Source organism: Streptomonospora sp. PA3, assembly GCF_009728995.1.
GTDB lineage: Bacteria > Actinomycetota > Actinomycetes > Streptosporangiales > Streptosporangiaceae > Streptomonospora.
In genome coordinates this window covers 244367-260394 of the sequence record NZ_VTZW01000019.1, presented here as the reverse complement: position 1 = coordinate 260394, position 16028 = coordinate 244367, and the positions used below count along the sequence as shown (strand labels likewise).

The following is a 16028-nucleotide window of genomic DNA, read 5'->3' as shown; positions in this document are numbered from 1 at the left end:
TGGTCGGGGCGACCCCCGCGCACTCCTCCGGCCCGCTGTGTTATGTACTCGTTACCATTCAGGCCGTCTCCCCGCCGCCGACCGCTCCGAAGCAGGGGCGTGTCCGATCATCGAAACACCCCGGCAGCAGGACCGGCGTCCGCACAGGAGCCGCCGGCGCGCCCCCGCCCGCTCGTGGGCGCCCTGTGCGGCCTCATCGCCGCCGGCGCGGCCCTGGGCGCGGCCGAGGTCCTCGGAGCGCTGATCCGGCCCCAGGCCACCCCGCTGATCGCGGTCGGCCAGGCGGTCATCGACCTGACGCCGCAAGGGCTGCGGGAGTTCGCGATCTCGGCGGTGGGCGAGGCCGACCGGCCGCTGCTCGTCGCCGGCACCGCCGTGCTGCTGGCGCTGTTCGCCGCCGGAATCGGCGCGGAGGCGCTGCGCCGGCCGTGGATCGGCGACGCGGGCATGGCGGTACTGGCCGCGATCGCCACCGCCGCCGCGCTCACCCGGCCCGAACAGGACCCGCTCTACGCCCTGCCCTCCCTTGCGGGCGGGGCCGTGGCGGTGGTGCTGCTGCGCCTGCTGGTGCGCACCGCGCCGCCGCGCGGCCGGGCGGATGCGGCCGCGCCGGCCGACGAAGACGGCGGGCGGGAACCCGGCGCGGCCGGCGGTACCGGCGGCGGGGAAGCCGCACCCGCGCACGGCACCGCCGCCGACACGGCGGCAGCCCCCGGCACACCCCCGCCCCCGCAGGGATCCGGGTTCGACCGCCGCAGGTTCGTCCTGCTGGCCGGCAGCGCGGCCGTGGCCTCCGCGGGCGCCGGGGCCGGCGGGCGGTGGTGGGCCACCGCCCAGGCCGGGGTGGAACGGCGCCGCGAGGCGGTCAGGCTGCCGCGCCCCGATTCGCCCGCGCCGCCGCTGCCCGACGGCGCCGATCTGGACGTCGCGGGGCTGAGCCCCTTCTTCACCCCCAACGGCGACTTCTACCGCGTCGACACCGCCCTGTCGGTGCCGCGCATCGACGCCACGCGGTGGAGACTGCGCATCCACGGCCGCGGCGCGCGCGAGCGCGAGTACACCTACGCCGACCTGCTGCGGCGCTCCGACCTCATCGAGCGCGACGTCACGCTGGCCTGCGTGTCCAACCCCGTGGGCGGCTCCTACATCGGCAACGCCCGCTGGATCGGCGTGCCGATGGCCGCCCTGCTGCGCGAGGCCGGTGTCCGCCCGCCCGGCGAGGGCGGCCCGGCCGACCAGTTGGTGTCGCGCTCCTCGGACGGCATGACGATCGGCACGCCCGTGGCCGCACTGATGGACGGCCGCGACGCCATGCTCGCGCTGGGCATGAACGGGCAGCCGCTGCCGACCGACCACGGGTTCCCGGCGCGGGTGGTGGTGCCCGGCCTCTACGGCTACGTCTCGGCGTGCAAGTGGGTGGTGGAGATGGAGCTGACCACCTTCGACGACTTCGACGCCTACTGGATCCCCCGCGGCTGGGCACAGCGGGCGCCGATCAAGACCCAGTCGCGCATCGACACGCCGCGCCCGGGCTCGACCGTCGGCGCGGGGACGGTGCCGATCGCGGGCGTGGCCTGGGCGCAGCATGTCGGAGTCGAGGCGGTGGAGGTCCGCATCGACGACGGACCCTGGCAGCCCGCGCGCCTGGCCGAGGAGGACACCGCCGACACCTGGCGGCAGTGGGTGCTGGATTGGGCGGCCCGACCGGGCGAACACCGCATCAGCGTGCGCGCCACCGACCGCTCCGGCGCGACCCAGACCGCCGAGGAGGCGCGGCCGGCGCCCGACGGAGCCACCGGCTACCACACCGTCGAGGTGACGGTCACCTAAGACCCGCATCCCCGAGGCCGGGGTGCCTCGGAACGTCCCATGAGCCCCGCGGGACCGCCGCGGTTCCGCGGTCCACCGCCGCGTGCGGTGGAAGCCGCACCGAGTAACCGATCAGACGCAAGGAGAGACCCATGTCCACAGCTTCGCTGAACACCCTGCGCCGCATGGTCGCCGCCGGAGCCATCAGCCTTACCGCGATGCTCACGCTGGCCGCCTGCGGCGACGACGGCGGCGGCAGCGGCGACGAGGTCACCGCCGAGGAGGACGGGGGCGAGGGCGGCCCGCAGGACGGCGGCGGCGAGGAGGACATGCAGGACGAGGGCGGCCAGGACGAGATGCAGGACGAGGGCGGCCAGGACGGCATGCAGGACGAAGGCGGCCAGGAGGACATGCAGCAGGACGGGGGAGACGACATGGGCGGCGAGGAATCCATGGACGGGGGCATGGACGGCGAGGAGTCCATGGGCGGCGGCATGGACGAGAGCACGGACGGGCAGGAGTCAATGGACGAGGGGTAGCGCCGCGCGCCTCCCTGCGCGATCGCCGTGTCGGCGCGCGGGCCCCGTCTTCGAAGGAGGAGACCCGATGCACAAGCCAACCCTGGGCATGCTGCGCCGCCTGGTTGCCGCGGGGGCCATCGCGCTGGCCGCGACGTTCTCGCTGGCCGCCTGCAACGACGAGGAAGGCGGCGGGGGCGGCGAGGAAGAGGCCCCTCAGCAGCAGGAGGACGGCGAAGACGGCGGCGAGGACGGCGGCGGCGAAGAGGAGGACGACGGTGGTTACTAGCCCGCCGCCGGCGCCGTGATCGGGCGCCTCCCGCATCCGCCGGGAGGCGCCCGGTTCATGTGTTGTCGATGACCAGGTCCGCGTGCGCGGCCGGCCGGTGGACGGCGTAGAACGCCTTCTCCTGGCGGGCCCACAGGGACCGGTAGGGGGCGTAGTCGGCCGCGTCGGCGCGCGCGTCCAACCGCGCGGCCCGCAGGTCCTCGGGTGCGTGCACCCACGCCAGCAGCGACAGGTACGGACGCAGTTCGCCGGCCCCCGAGCCGCACCCCTCGATCAGCAGCAGCCCCTCCACGGGCGTGCGCTGCCAGTCGCCCGGCGCGCCGCGCTGCCAGTCGTAGCGCCGCCAGCACGGGTCCTCGCCGCGAACGAGGGGCTCCAGCACCCAATCGCGCACCAGCGGCACCGACGCCGCCAGCCCTTCCCAGCCGGGATAGAGGTCGTCGAGGTGCAGCAGCGGGCACCCGGCAGCGGCGGCGATGCGCCCGGCCAGCAGGGTCTTGCCCGCGCCGGAGCGGCCCTCCACGGCCATCACCCGGCAGCGCCCGGCCCGAGCAGGGGAGTCCCGCAGCATCGCGAGCACCCGCCGGCTCCAGTCGCCCCCGCCGGCCCTCAGCGCGGGCGCGGACGCCCCGTGGGGAGCGGGATCGCGGCCGAGGGCGGGCTCCCGCGCTGAATTCAAGTCTTGTAAGCTCCCTTTCACCAGCGGCGCCTGCCTTCAGCACCGAGGAAAGGGACCCCCGTGACCGACGTCGAGGTGACACCCGGCTCACAGGCGGCGCTGCGGCGGGCCAACCAGCAGCGCGTCGTCGACGCCCTGCGCAGCGGCGGAACGCTGACACAGGCGGAGATCGCCCGCGGTACCGGGCTCTCGCCCGCCAGCGTCTCCAACATCGTACGCAATCTGCGCGCCGCGGGCACGGTCTCGGTGCGCGAGACCTCCTCCAACGGGCGGCGCGCCCGCGCGGTCACGCTGATCCGCCCGCCCGGCGCGGTGGTGGCCCTGGACTTCACCCCCGGCCGCATCACCGCGGCGCTGGGTGACAGCCAGGGCGCGGTGCTGGCGCGCGAGGGCATCGCCTACGACGTGGCCGCCGAGCCCGAGCGCGCCGTCCGGCGCGCGGTGTGGCTGGTCGAGACCCTGCTGACGCGCCTGCGCGTCGACCACGGCACGATCGCCGCGGTCACCGCCGCCGTGCCGGGGCCCGTGGACCTGCGTACCGGTGAGATCGGGGCCATCACCGGCATGCCGCGCTGGGCCGGCTTCCGCCCGGCCCAGGCGCTGACGTCGCGGCTGGGCGTGGCGGTGCAGGCGGAGAACGACGCCAACCTGTGCGCTCTGGCCGAGATCCGCGACGGTGCCGCCGCCGAACGCGAGCACGTCATCTACGTGCGGATCGGCGAGGGCGTGGGGGCCGGGATCGTCGTGGACGGCACCCTGTTCCGAGGCGCCGGCGGCACCGCCGGCGAGATCGGGCACATCGGCCTGGACGAGCGCGGCCAGGTGTGCCGCTGCGGCAACCGCGGCTGCCTGGAGACGGTGCTCGGCGCCCCCTACCTGGTGGGGATGCTGCCGCACCAGGGCGAGCGCGCTCCCGCGAGCGTGCCGGAGCTGGTGGCGGCCGCCGAGGAGGGCGATCCGGGCTGCCGCCGGGTGGTGGCCGAGGCGGGCACCGCGCTGGGGCGCGGCCTGGGCATCCTTGCCAACACCTTCAACCCGGAGATGGTGGTGCTGGGCGGGGAGCTGATCGAGGCCGGCGAGGCGCTGCTGGAGCCGGTGCGCCGCTCCTTGGAGTTGGGCACGCTGGGCAGCGCGCTGGGGCAGATGGAGATCGTCCGCGGCGGCCTCGGCGACGAGGCGGCCCTGCGGGGCGCGCTGCTGCTGGCGGCGACCGCGGCGGCGAGCGAGGTCTGAGCGGGTGTGACCAGCGGAGATCGGCCGTCCGGCGACCTGCGAAAGGGTAAAAGCCTCCGAAGGTTCACAGAGCTTCACATAACGGGCATACTGGCTCTGACCTGCGGTTTTGCTGTGTTCACTGATTGAATGAAGAGCTCGTGACATTTCAGTTATGTGTTCAAGGCTTGACGTCAACGGGCGAAGAAGTTTGACTTCACCGCATTGGTCCACCGAGTGATCCGACGCACAGGTTCGCGTCGGATGTCCCCCATGCACTCATGCTCGGGGACCGCAAGAGGAGGTCAACCCCGTTGAACAAGCGAAGCGGATTCATGTTCCGCGCCGCGGTCGGGGCGGCAGCGGCACTGTCCCTGCTCGCTACCGGATGCGGCGCCACCACCACCGGTGCCTCAGACGAAGGCGGCACAGCGAGCGTCGAAGAGGGCTTCAAGGTCGGACTGCTGCTGCCGGAGACCAAGACGGCCCGGTACGAGGAGTACGATAAGCCGTACTTCACGGAATCGCTGAAGGAGCTCTGCCAGAAGTGCGAGCTGCTCTACCAGAACGCCGACCAGGAGACCTCCAAGCAGCAGTCTCAGGCTGAGGCCATGCTGACCTCCGGCGTGGACGTGCTCGTGCTCGACGCCGTCGACGCCGAGGCCGCGGCGGGCATCGTCAAGAACGCCAAGAGCCAGGGCGTGCCTGTCATCGCCTACGACCGGCTGGCCCAGGGCGGCGTGGACTACTACGTGTCCTTCGACAACCACCGCGTCGGCGAGGTGCAGGCCCAGTCGCTGCTGCAGGCGCTCGACGAGGAGGGCGCCGGCAAGGACGCCCAGATCGTGATGATCAACGGTTCGCCGACCGACCCCAACGCCGCCATGTTCAAGCAGGGCGCCCACGACGTCCTCGACGGGCAGGTCAAGATCGCCGCGGAGTACGACACTCCCGAGTGGAACCCCCAGGAGGCGCAGACGGAGATGGAGCAGGCCATCACCTCCGTCGGTGCCGACAACATCGACGGCGTCTACGTCGCCAACGACGGCATGGCCGCCGGTGTGGTCGCGGCGCTGAAGAGCGCCGGCGTCGACGACCTGCCGCCCATCACCGGCCAGGACGCCGAGATCGCCGGCATCCACCGCATCATCACCGGCGAGCAGCACATGACCGTCTACAAGGCCATCCGCGACGAGGCGCAGGTCGCCGCGGAGATGGCCGTTGCCGCGGCCACCGGCAAGAAGTACCAGGGCGGCGACTTCGGCGTGACCAAGGTCGAGGACGGCGACGGCAAGCAGGTCAAGTCCGTGCTCATCGAGCCGGAGCCGGTGACCGTCGACGACATCGAGGACACCGTGATCTCCGACGGCTTCTACAGCGTCGAGGAGATCTGCACCGACCGGTACTCCGACACCGACTTCTGCAAGAACATCGACAAGGGGTAGCGCGGTCCCCGCACGCACAGGTCGGGCGCCGGTCCGCTAACCGGCGCCCGACCTCGAACGGGACGACCCAGAGCACGCCACTCCCGTCATGGGCGCAGCCTAAAGGACGCGACATTGAGCACACCAGTCCTGGAACTGTCCGGGATATCCAAGAACTTCGGCGCCGTACAGGCGCTCAACCAGGTCGATCTCACGGTCAGCGCCGGCGAGGTCGTGGCCCTGCTCGGCGACAACGGCGCGGGCAAGTCGACGCTCGTCAAGGTGATCGCCGGCGTCAACCCCGCCGATAGCGGCGACGTCCTCTTCGAGGGGCAGCAGGTCTCCATCAACCGGCCCGCCGACGCCCAGCGCCTGGGGATCGCCACGATCTACCAGGACCTCGCGCTCTGCGACAACCTGGACATCGTGGCGAACCTGTTCCTCGGCGTCGAGAAGACCGCCTTCGGGGCGCTGGACGAGGTGGAGATGGAGCGGCGGGCGCTGAAGCTCCTCGACTCCCTCTCGGTGAAGATGCCCAGCCTGCGGGTCCCGGTCGCCTCGCTCTCCGGCGGCCAGCGCCAGATCATCGCGATCGCCCGCTCGCTGCTGGGCGAGCCCAAGGTGGTCCTGCTGGACGAGCCGACCGCGGCGCTGGGCGTGGCCCAGACCGCCCAGGTGCTCGATCTGATCGAGCGCCTGCGCGACCGCGGCCTCGGCGTGATCCTCATCAGCCACAACATGGCCGACGTCCGCGCGGTCGCCGACCGGGCGGCGGTCCTGCGCCTGGGGCGCAACGCCGGCGACTTCAACGTCGAGGAGACCAGCTACGAGCAGATCGTGGCGGCCATCACCGGCGCGTCCGACAACCCGGTCTCCCGGCGGTCCGAGCGCACCCCGGCGACCCGGACGGAGGAAGCGTGATGGCACAGCAGACACCCGTCTCCAACGACACCGCCAATGACGCGCCCGTGGCGCAGGACCCCCGGCTGATCGTCACCCGAACCACTCCGGCGGGGATTCTGGCCACGCTGCGGCGCCGCATCCGCGGGGGCGAACTCGGCCCGCTGCCGGTGATCGTCGGCCTCATCCTCATCTGCGTCGTCTTCCAACTGCTGCACGAGCGGTTCCTCTCGCCGCAGAACCTCTCCAACCTCACCGTGCAGGTCGCCGCCGTGGGTCTGATGACCACCGGCGTGATCATGGTGCTGCTGCTGGGCGAGATCGACCTGTCCATCGGCTCGGTGGCCGGAGCCGCCTCCGCCGTGCTCGCCGTATTGGCGGTGCGGGTCGGGATCCCCGAGTGGGGGGCGATCGCGGCGGCCGCCGGCGCCGGGCTGGTGATCGGCATCCTGCACGGCACGATCTTCGCCAAGATCGGCGTACCGGCGTTCGTGGTGACCCTGGCCGGCCTGCTGGGCTGGCAGGGCGTGCAACTGCAGTTGCTGGGCAGCGACGGCACAGTCAACATCAGCGACACCGGCGCCATCGCCGCGCTCACCCACACCTACTTCGTGCCCTCCTTCGGCTGGGGAATCGCGGTCGTGGCCGTCGGCGTGTTCGTGGCCTTCACCCTCGTCGGCGAGCGGCGCCGGGCCGCGGCCGGGCTCGTCGCCATGTCGCCGCTGGAGATCGCGGTGCGCAGCCTCGCGCTGGCCGTGCCCGTCTTCGGCTCCGTCTACGTGCTCAACCAGTACAAGGGCGTCCCGCTGGCATTCCTGATCTTCGTCGGGTTCGTGGTGGCCTTCGACCTGATGCTGCGCAAGACGCGCTACGGGCGGATGGTCTTCGCCGTCGGCGGCGGCGCCGAGGCGGCCCGCCGCGCCGGCATCAACGTCGACCTGATCCGGATCTCGGTGTTCGGGCTGGCGTCGATGCTCTCGGCGATGGGCGGCATCCTGCTGGTCTCGCGGTCCTTCTCGGCCAGCCTGGACACCGGCGCCGGCGAGGAGCTGATGATGGCCATCGCCGCCGCGGTCATCGGCGGCACCAGCCTCTTCGGCGGGCGCGGCAACGCCTACTCCGCCCTGCTGGGCGGCCTGGTCCTGGGCGCCATCACCTCGGGCCTGTACCTGCTGCAGATGGGTACCCCGGTGCGGTTCATGATCACGGCTCTGGTGCTGCTGATCGCGGTGACCCTGGACGCGATGTCCCGCCGCAGCCGCCGCGTCCACGCCCGAGGAGGCTGACCGGCAGACCCCGCGTGCGCACACTCCCGGCGCACGCCCCCGGGCGGCCGCCCGCCCCACTCCCCACCCCCGGCGCGGCGCGGCCGCCACGGCGCCCCCAGAGCCCCTCCCCTCTGGGGGCGCCCTCCTGTGCGCGGCAGGTCCGGGTCGCCGTTGGGGCGGTGGGGGGTGACGGGGAGAAGGGGCGTGGCGCGGAGCGCCGCCGTTAGGCCGTGTTCAAGAACGGCGGGGGCGCCGCTCGCCAGGAACCCTCCGGGTACCACCCGGGGCGGCCACCATCGAGGCTGCGGCAATGGGTGCGCCTCGCGAAGCGTGAACACAGCTTGCCGCCGAGCGCACGCAGAACTCGTCGGCCGGAGCCGTGCCACCGGTGGCGGGCCGTTGACGCGAAGGTGCACCGCCGCTCGGCGGCAAGCCGGCTCTGAAGGGATACGTGGCGCGGAGCGCCACTGTTGGGGTGGCGGGGGGTGACGGGAGGGGATGGGCGGCGCGGAGCGCCACTGTTGGGGTGGCGGGGGGTGACGGGAGGGGATGGGCGGCGCGGAGCGCCACCGTTGGGGTGGCGGGGGGTGACGGGAGGGCCCGATGACCCCACCCCTCGATCCCGACCGGAGCATCCGGGGTATAGCGTCGGCCTCCTATGCCCGAACTCCTGTTCCTCGCCGCCGCCGGCACCGCCGTCCTGCTGGGCGCCGTGGTGCAGAGCAGCGTCGGCCTGGGACTGGGGCTGGTCGCGGCCCCGGTCGTGGCGCTGCTGGATCCGGGGCTGATGCCGGGCACGATGCTGGTCGCCACCGCCGTGCTGCCGGTGTTCGTCCTCGCGGTGGAGTGGCGCAGCATCGACTGGCGCGGCCTGGTCTGGGCGCTGGCGGGGCGCCTGCCCGGCACCCTGGCGGGGGTGTGGGTCGTCGCAGTCCTGGACCCCGAGGTGCTGGCGGGGGCCGTGGGCGCGATGGTGCTGCTGGCCGTCGCGCTGACCGTGCGCGCGGTGCGGGTGCGCATCCACCGCGGATCGCTGCTGGTCGCCGGGCTGATCTCGGGGGTCACGGGCACCGCGACCTCCATCGGCGGCCCGCCCATCGCGCTGCTCTACCAGCACGAGGAGGCCGGGCGCATCCGCGGCACGCTCGCCGCCTACTTCCTCATCGGCGTCGTGATGTCGCTGGGTCTGCTGGCGGCCGGCGGCGAGCTCCAGACGGCCGAGGTCGTGCACGGACTGTGGCTGCTGCCCTTCGTGGCGGCCGGGTTCGCGGCCGGGCGCCCGCTGTGCCGCATCGTCGACGCGGGCCGGATGCGCGCCGCCCTGCTGGCCGTGGTCACCGTCTCCGGCGCCGTCCTGCTGGTGCAGGCGGCGCTCGGGTAAGCTGCGGGGGCGATGAGCGCCACACGCAGACCCGCGGCAGCCGAGGAACCCGCCGCCGGCGGCGACGGCGCCGGATCGGGCCGCCGGCCGGTCCGGCGGCCCGGCAAGGACGAGCTCGCCGCCGCATACGGCGCCACCATCCCCGACGTCCTCGCGCCCGGCCTGGACATCCTCTTCTGCGGCATCAACCCCGGCCTCTACTCCGGCTGGAGCGGACACCACTTCGCCCGCCCCGGCAACCGGTTCTGGCCGGCGCTGCACCTGGCGGGACTCACTCCGCGGCGGCTGCGCCCCGCCGAGCAGCACCTGCTGCCGCAATGGGGCCTGGGGATCACCAACCTGGCCGCCAGGTCGACCGCGCGCGCCGACGAATTGAGCGCCGCCGAACTGCGCGAGGGCGCCGCCGCTCTGGTGCGCGCGCTGCGCAGCTACCGCCCCCGCGCGCTGGCCGTGCTGGGGGTGACCGCCTTCCGCCAGGCGTTCGGCGATCCCGCCGCCCGCATCGGCCCGCGCGAGCAGCCCATCGCCGACACGCCGGTGTGGGTGCTGCCCAACCCCAGCGGCCTCAACGCCCATTGGAGCACCGAGGGCATCGCCGCCGAACTGGGCCGCTTGCGCGACGCCGTGCGGGGCGGGCCGGAAGGATCCGGTTAACAGCCGGTTCAGGCGGCTCATAGACTCAGGGCAACCGAGCAGGATGGGGCGTGCGGGCCGCGGAGGAGGAGCTCTGCGCCGGACACGCCGGACGAGGGGACTGACGAGACGTTGACGCTACTCGACTCGCTGCGCAATCCGGAGGACCTCAAGCGGCTCCCGGCTGAGAGGCTGCCGCAGCTGGCCGCGGAGATCCGGGAGTTCCTCGTCGCCGAGGTCACCCGCACCGGAGGCCACCTCGGTCCCAATCTCGGCGTAGTCGAGCTCACCCTGGCGCTGCACCGGGTCTTCGACTCCCCGCGCGACCCGATCCTCTTCGACACCGGCCACCAGTCCTACGTGCACAAGCTCCTCACCGGCCGCCAGGACTTCTCCAAGCTGCGCAACCAGGGCGGGCTGTCGGGCTACCCCTCCCGGGCCGAGTCCCCGCACGACTTCATCGAGAACTCCCACGCCTCCACGGTGCTGTCCTACGCCGACGGCCTGGCCAAGGCCAACGTGATCCAGCGCCGCTCCGACCGCAGCGTCGTCGCCGTGGTCGGCGACGGCGCCCTGACCGGCGGCATGGCCTGGGAGGCGCTGAACAACATCGCCGCCGGGCCCGACCGCCGCGTGGTGATCGTGGTCAACGACAACGGCCGCTCCTACTCGCCGACCATGGGCGGGCTGGCCGACCACCTCGCCTCGCTGCGCATGACCCAGGGCTACGAGCAGGCCCTCGACCTCGCCAAGACCGCGCTGAACCGGGCGCCCGTGGTGGGCCAGCCGCTGTATGAGGCCCTGCACGGGCTGAAGAAGGGCCTCAAGGACGCCATCCAGCCGCAGATGATGTTCGAGGACCTCGGCCTGAAGTACCTCGGCCCCATCGACGGCCACGACGAGCAGGCCGTCGAGAAGGCGCTGCGCCGCGCCCGCGGCTTCGGCGGCCCGGTGATCGTGCACTGCCTGACCCAGAAGGGCAAGGGCCACGCCCCGGCCGAGAACCACGAGGAGGACCAGTTCCACGCCATCGGCGCGGCCAAGCCGGCGCCGAGCACGCCGGGGGAGCAGGCCGCGCCCGCGCCGCAGAAGTGGACCAAGGTCTTCAGCGAGGAGATGCTCGCCCTGGGTGCCGAGCGGTCCGACATCGTCGGCATCACCGCCGCCATGCTGCACCCCACGGGACTGGCGCCCTTCGCCGAGGCCTACCCCGACCGCTGCTTCGACGTCGGCATCGCCGAGCAGCACGCCGCCACCTCGGCCACCGGTCTGGCGATGGGCGGGCTGCACCCCGTGGTGGCCGTCTACGCCACGTTCCTCAACCGCTGCTTCGACCAGGTCCTGATGGACGCCGCCCTGCACCGCCAGGGCGTCACCTTCTGCCTGGACCGCTCCGGAGTGACCGGGCCCGACGGCGCCAGCCACCACGGCATGTGGGACCTGTCCATCCTGCAGGTGGTGCCCGGGCTGCGGCTGGCCGTGCCGCGCGACGCCCCCCGCCTGCGCGAGCAGCTGCGCGAGGCGGTGGCCGTCGACGACGCGCCCACCGTCGTGCGCTACCCCACGGGCACCGTGGCGCCCGAGACCGAGGCCGTCGGCCGCCTGGGGAGCATGGACGTGCTGCGCCGGCCCCCTCGCGGCGGCGACTCCGCTGACCTGCTGCTGGTTGCCGTGGGCCCGATGGCCCAGACCTGCTGCGAGGTCGCCGACCGCATGGCCGACCACGGCATCGGCGTCACCGTGGTCGACCCCCGCTGGGTCAAGCCGCTGGACCCGGCGCTCATCGAGGCGGCCGGCCGCCACCGGGTGGTCGCGGTGGTCGAGGACAACGGCCGCGTGGGCGCCGTCGGCGACGCCGTGGCCCGCGCGCTGCGCGACGCCGACCTGGACGTCCCGGTGCGCACCTTCGGCATCGAGCAGGAGTTCCTGCATCACGCCAAGCGCGACGACATCCTCGCCGAGCTGGGCCTGACCCCCCAGAGCCTGGCCCGCAAACTCACCGAGACCGTCTCGCGCCAGGCCGACCGCCAGCAGGCCGCCGACGAGGAGCCCGCGAGCAAGTGAGGCCCGCCGGGGCGCCCGCAGCCACCCCTCGACTGCGGCGCCCGGCGCCGCCCGCCCCGCCGCCCACCCCTGATTCCGGCCCGCGCACCGACCGGGCCGGGCCCGGTGGAGCGGCCCGCCGCGGCGCCGGAGCGGCTTCGCATGTCCCCGCGGACGGTGATGGGCCAGAATGGGGCTATGACCTCTCCCGACCCCCTGCGGGTGGCGGTGATCGGCTCCGGCCCCGCCGGCATCTACGCCGCAGACGCCCTCACCCGGCAGAGCCGCGAAGAGGTGGCCGTCGACATCATCGACCGGCTGCCGACCCCCTACGGCCTGGTCCGCTACGGTGTGGCCCCCGACCACCTGAAGATCAAGGGCGTGGCGCGGTCGCTGCGCGAGGTGCTGGAGCGGCCCGGCGTGCGCTTCGTCGGCGGTGTGGAGTTCGGCCGCCACGTCACCCGCGCGGACCTGGCCCGCTCCTACCACGCCGTCGTCTACGCCACCGGCGCCAGCGTCGACCGCCGGATGCGGATCCCCGGCGAGGACCTGCCCGGCAGCGTGGCGGCGACCGACTTCGTCAACTGGTACTGCGGCCACCCCGACGCCGAGGTCGAGTCCTTCCTGCTCGACTCCGAGGAGGTCGCCGTGGTCGGGGCGGGCAACGTCGCCCTGGACGTGGTGCGCATCCTGGCCAAGAGCGCCGACGAGCTGCTGCGCACCGACATCCCCCAGCCCATGCTCGACGTGCTGGCCGCCAGCAAGGTCCGCCGCATCCACCTGCTGGCCCGGCGCGGCCCGCTGCAGGCCAAGTTCACCGCTCCGGAGCTGCGCGACCTGGGCCGGTTGGACAACGCCGACGTGGTGCTGCGCCCCGAGCAGATCGACATCGACCCCAACAGCGCCGCCATGCGCGAAGCCGAGCGGGCGGCCCGCACCAACCTCAAGATCTTCACCGAGTGGGCCCAGCGCCCGGCCCGGCAATGCCCGCGCAGTATCGAGCTGCGCTTCTGGGTGCGGCCGGTCGAGGTGCTCGGCGACGAGCGCACCACCGGTCTGCGGGTCGAGGAGACCGAGCTGGACGCCGAGGGCCGCGTCCGCGGCACCGGCGCCGTCGAGACCCTCGACGCGGGCATGGTCTTCCGGTCCATCGGCTACGCCGGGACGCCGCTGCCCGGTGTGCCCTTCGACGAGGCCACCCGCACCGTGCCCAACAGCGAGGGCCGGGTGCTGGACGCCGACGGCGGGGTACTCCGGGGCGACTACGCGGCGGGGTGGATCAAGCGCGGCGCCACCGGCGTCATCGGCACGAACAAGTCCGACGCGGCCGCGACGGTGCGCAGCCTGCTCGACGACGCCGCCGAGCTGCGGGAGGCGGCGGGCGGGCTGGAGCCCGTCGAGGACGTCCTGGCGGGCAGCGGCGCCGGCGTCACCGACTACGGCGACTGGCTGAGCATCGACGCCGCCGAGGCCGAGCTGGGCGCCTCCCTGGGCCGCGGCGAGCGGGTCAAGCTGCGCAGCTGGGAGGAGATGTACGGCGCGCTCGGCCGCTGAGCCGCACGCGCCGCATGCGGGCGGCCGCCGGGGGCGCCCCGCGCCCCCGGCGGCCGCCTTGTCAGGACACCCGCGACTTCGGCGCGGCGTAGGTGTTGCAGGCCGCCAGCGTGCCGCGGCCGGCGCCGTCGTCGAACCACGCGCGGCGGTTGCCCCCGGTGCCGTGGGTGTCGATGTCGGCGCCGCCGGCGAGATAGCGGTTGACGGTGGCGATCTCGGCGTCGCCGACGTTGGCCAGCCCGCGCATCGCCACCCCGGCCAGGCATTCGGCCTGGAGTTCGGTGCGGCGCAGCGTCTGCAGGCGCTCCTGCTCGGTTTCGGCCTCGCGCTCCAAGGAGTAGCTCACGGCCAGGATTCCGGCGAGCTCCTGGACGTGGTGGCCGTACTCGTGGGCCATCAGCGAGATCCACACCTCCTGCTGCCATGCGGCGGGCAGGTTGGCCGCGAGCAGGGTGACGTTGGGCAGCACGACGGTGATCGTCATGTTCGGCCCGCCTTCGTAGTAGGCGAGCGTCATGCCCTTCTCCAGCGACCCGCCGGGATCGGGGTTGTTCCGGCTGACGCGGAAGTCCGGCTCGGCGGTGCGCAGGCCGAGCTCCTTCAACCGGGGGCGCCACAGCCGGTTCAGGCAGTCCCCGAGCGCGCCGTTGAAGCCGTTCCACGATTCGCCCGAAGCGGGGTCCAGCTCGGGCAGCGAGCAGTCCACCGGGTCGGGCACGGGCAGCTTGTAGGCGGGGTGGTCGGTGAGGTCGAGCTCCACCGCCGCGGGACGGGCCGCGAACTCCGGGCTGGTGTAGTGGGCGGGATCGGCGCCCGCCGGCGCGGGCCGCTGCTCGGCGGGCGGAGCCAGCACCACCAGCAGTGCGCAGACGGCGAAGGCGGCCAGCGAGACCGCGGCGGCGGCGCCCGCACCCACCCACACCTCCGGCGAGCGGTCGCGGCGGGGCGGTGCGGGCGGGGCGCCGGGCTGTGCGGCCCAGCCCGCGCCGGGCCATACGGGCGGGGGCGGCGCCGCGTGCCACGGTGCGGCGGCATGCTGACGGGGAGCCGGTGGCGGGTGTCCGGGAGCGCCCGGCGGGGGAGCGGGCGCAAGGGGGTGGCCGGGCGGCCGCCGGCCGCCGGGGGTGGGCTCCACGGGGGTGACCCTTCTCGGTTGTGCCTCTATTCGACTGTGCGGGGGATGCCGGGTGCCTGAGGGCGGCCCCGGCGCCCTGCTGCGCCATCGGAGGGCTTCGCGCGCAGCCGCGGCGCCCGCGCGTCCCGCAGCGGGCCCGCGCGCGGATGCCCCTTCTCGGGACCGACCGGCGCAACCCGCTCCGGAACGTGACCGACAACCCTAATCGGGCGCACACGCGGAGGCTAGCGCAGGGGGGTGTCCTGTCTTTCCGCGGGTGCGCGGGGCGGCCTCGCTCCCTCGTTCGTCGGTCCAGACGGCGCCGCGCCCCGCACACCCGCTCGGGCTTTCCCGCGGGCGTGCGAGGCCGCCGGGAGCGCCTCAGGGCGCCCTGTAGGCCACCCCCAGGCCCGCGGCCAGGTCGCGCAGCTCGGCCTCGAAGAGCGCCTCCATGTCGTCGGCGACGAAGCCGAGGTGCTGGAAGACCTCCATGCAGACGATGCCGTAGAAGCGCACCCAGCAGCTCAGCAGGACGCGGATGGCACCGCTGGAGGCGCGGTCCCCGCTGAACCCGGTCAGCCGGGCGAAGGCCTCCAGTTGGCTGCGCAGGGCGGGCGAGGCCTCGGCCTCGGCGGGCACGGTGAAGCGGCCCTCGGCGATGAGCTGGTCGAACAGGGCGACGAACGTCGCCGCGAAGCGGCGCCCCGCCTCGGCTGCAGGGCTGTCCTCGGCTGCGGCCGCCTGGGATGCGGCCGGGCCGAACAGCAGCGCGAACTCGGCGCGGTTGGCCAGTCCCCAGGCGCGCACGGCGCGCAGCGCGGCCAGCAGCCGGCCGTCGGTGTCGGCGGCGGGCACCGATGCCTCGGCGGCGTCCACGGCGGCGGCGAGCTCGGCGAACAGGTCGGCCTGCAGGGCCTCCATCAGGTCGCCGAGGCCGGTGAAGTAGCGGTACAGTCCCGGCGCGGTCATGCCCATCTCGCGGGCGATCGCGCGCAGCGAGACCCCCGAGGCGCCGTGCGCGGTCAGGTGGCGCCGCGCGATCTCCTTGATCTCACGCGATGTGGCCTGCCGCACACGCTCGCGCCGGGTGGGCGCGGGTGCGTTCTCGACCTGGGGAAATGCCGACTCTCTGGTCAAACCTCATCCTTCTCGGCCCCGGAGGGCGTACCGGGCGGCCGCGTGTGAGAATAGTCTGGTAAACGCC

14 protein-coding genes are annotated in these 16028 nt (G+C 73.7%); 11 read left to right on the top strand and 3 right to left on the bottom strand.

Annotation, left to right across the window (positions count from 1 at the left end; genetic code table 11):
* The first annotated feature begins 195 nt into the window (after positions 1-195).
* From FZ103_RS20485 to FZ103_RS20475, 3 genes are all read left to right on the top strand, one after another.
* Complete coding sequence (locus tag FZ103_RS20485) at positions 196-1830, top strand: molybdopterin-dependent oxidoreductase (RefSeq protein ID WP_394350129.1); 1635 nt, start codon at positions 196-198, stop codon at positions 1828-1830.
* 131 nt (positions 1831-1961) lie between these two features.
* Positions 1962-2348, top strand: a complete 387-nt coding sequence (locus FZ103_RS20480) for a hypothetical protein (protein ID WP_186356597.1) — start codon at positions 1962-1964, stop codon at positions 2346-2348.
* Positions 2349-2415: 67 nt separating this feature from the next.
* Positions 2416-2616: a hypothetical protein gene (locus tag FZ103_RS20475; protein WP_156003488.1), complete on the top strand. Its 201-nt coding sequence runs from the start codon at positions 2416-2418 to the stop codon at positions 2614-2616.
* Positions 2617-2671: 55 nt separating this feature from the next.
* Here FZ103_RS20475 and FZ103_RS20470 read toward each other — a convergent pair whose 3' ends face one another.
* Positions 2672-3295: a hypothetical protein gene (locus FZ103_RS20470; RefSeq protein WP_255430171.1), complete on the bottom strand. Its 624-nt coding sequence runs from the start codon at positions 3293-3295 to the stop codon at positions 2672-2674.
* 60 nt (positions 3296-3355) lie between these two features.
* Between FZ103_RS20470 and FZ103_RS20465 the strand changes: the two genes are divergently transcribed.
* The 8 genes from FZ103_RS20465 (at position 3356) to FZ103_RS20430 (ending at position 13710) form a co-directional block, all read left to right on the top strand.
* On the top strand, positions 3356-4528 hold the full coding sequence (locus tag FZ103_RS20465) for an ROK family transcriptional regulator (RefSeq protein ID WP_186356596.1): 1173 nt from the start codon (positions 3356-3358) through the stop codon (positions 4526-4528).
* A gap of 314 nt (positions 4529-4842) precedes the next feature.
* Positions 4843-5952 (top strand): sugar ABC transporter substrate-binding protein, encoded by a 1110-nt coding sequence (locus tag FZ103_RS20460; protein WP_156003802.1) that lies wholly within the window; start codon positions 4843-4845, stop codon positions 5950-5952.
* Positions 5953-6066: 114 nt separating this feature from the next.
* Entirely contained in the window at positions 6067-6852 is a 786-nt protein-coding gene (locus tag FZ103_RS20455; protein WP_156003484.1) for an ATP-binding cassette domain-containing protein, read from the top strand.
* Positions 6852-8117, top strand: coding sequence for a sugar ABC transporter permease (locus tag FZ103_RS20450; RefSeq protein ID WP_156003482.1), 1266 nt, complete (start codon positions 6852-6854; stop codon positions 8115-8117). Before FZ103_RS20455 ends, FZ103_RS20450 begins: the two co-directional genes overlap by 1 nt.
* 640 nt (positions 8118-8757) lie before the next feature.
* Positions 8758-9480 (top strand): sulfite exporter TauE/SafE family protein, encoded by a 723-nt coding sequence (locus FZ103_RS20445; protein ID WP_156003480.1) that lies wholly within the window; start codon positions 8758-8760, stop codon positions 9478-9480.
* A 12-nt stretch (positions 9481-9492) separates the two neighbouring features.
* On the top strand, positions 9493-10134 hold the full coding sequence (gene mug, locus FZ103_RS20440) for a G/U mismatch-specific DNA glycosylase (protein WP_156003478.1): 642 nt from the start codon (positions 9493-9495) through the stop codon (positions 10132-10134).
* Positions 10135-10245: 111 nt separating this feature from the next.
* Positions 10246-12177 carry a 1-deoxy-D-xylulose-5-phosphate synthase gene (gene dxs / locus FZ103_RS20435; RefSeq protein ID WP_156003476.1) on the top strand — a complete coding sequence of 644 codons (1932 nt, stop codon included), beginning with the start codon at positions 10246-10248 and terminating at the stop codon, positions 12175-12177.
* A gap of 177 nt (positions 12178-12354) precedes the next feature.
* Complete coding sequence (locus tag FZ103_RS20430) at positions 12355-13710, top strand: FAD-dependent oxidoreductase (RefSeq protein ID WP_156003474.1); 1356 nt, start codon at positions 12355-12357, stop codon at positions 13708-13710.
* 61 nt (positions 13711-13771) lie between these two features.
* On the opposite strand, the gene FZ103_RS20425 is transcribed toward FZ103_RS20430, so the two are convergent.
* Positions 13772-14626, bottom strand: a complete 855-nt coding sequence (locus tag FZ103_RS20425; RefSeq protein ID WP_186356595.1) for a neutral zinc metallopeptidase — start codon at positions 14624-14626, stop codon at positions 13772-13774.
* Positions 14627-15205: 579 nt separating this feature from the next.
* Positions 15206-15961 carry a TetR/AcrR family transcriptional regulator gene (locus FZ103_RS20420; RefSeq protein ID WP_156003472.1) on the bottom strand — a complete coding sequence of 252 codons (756 nt, stop codon included), beginning with the start codon at positions 15959-15961 and terminating at the stop codon, positions 15206-15208.
* Positions 15962-16028: the final 67 nt, after the last annotated feature.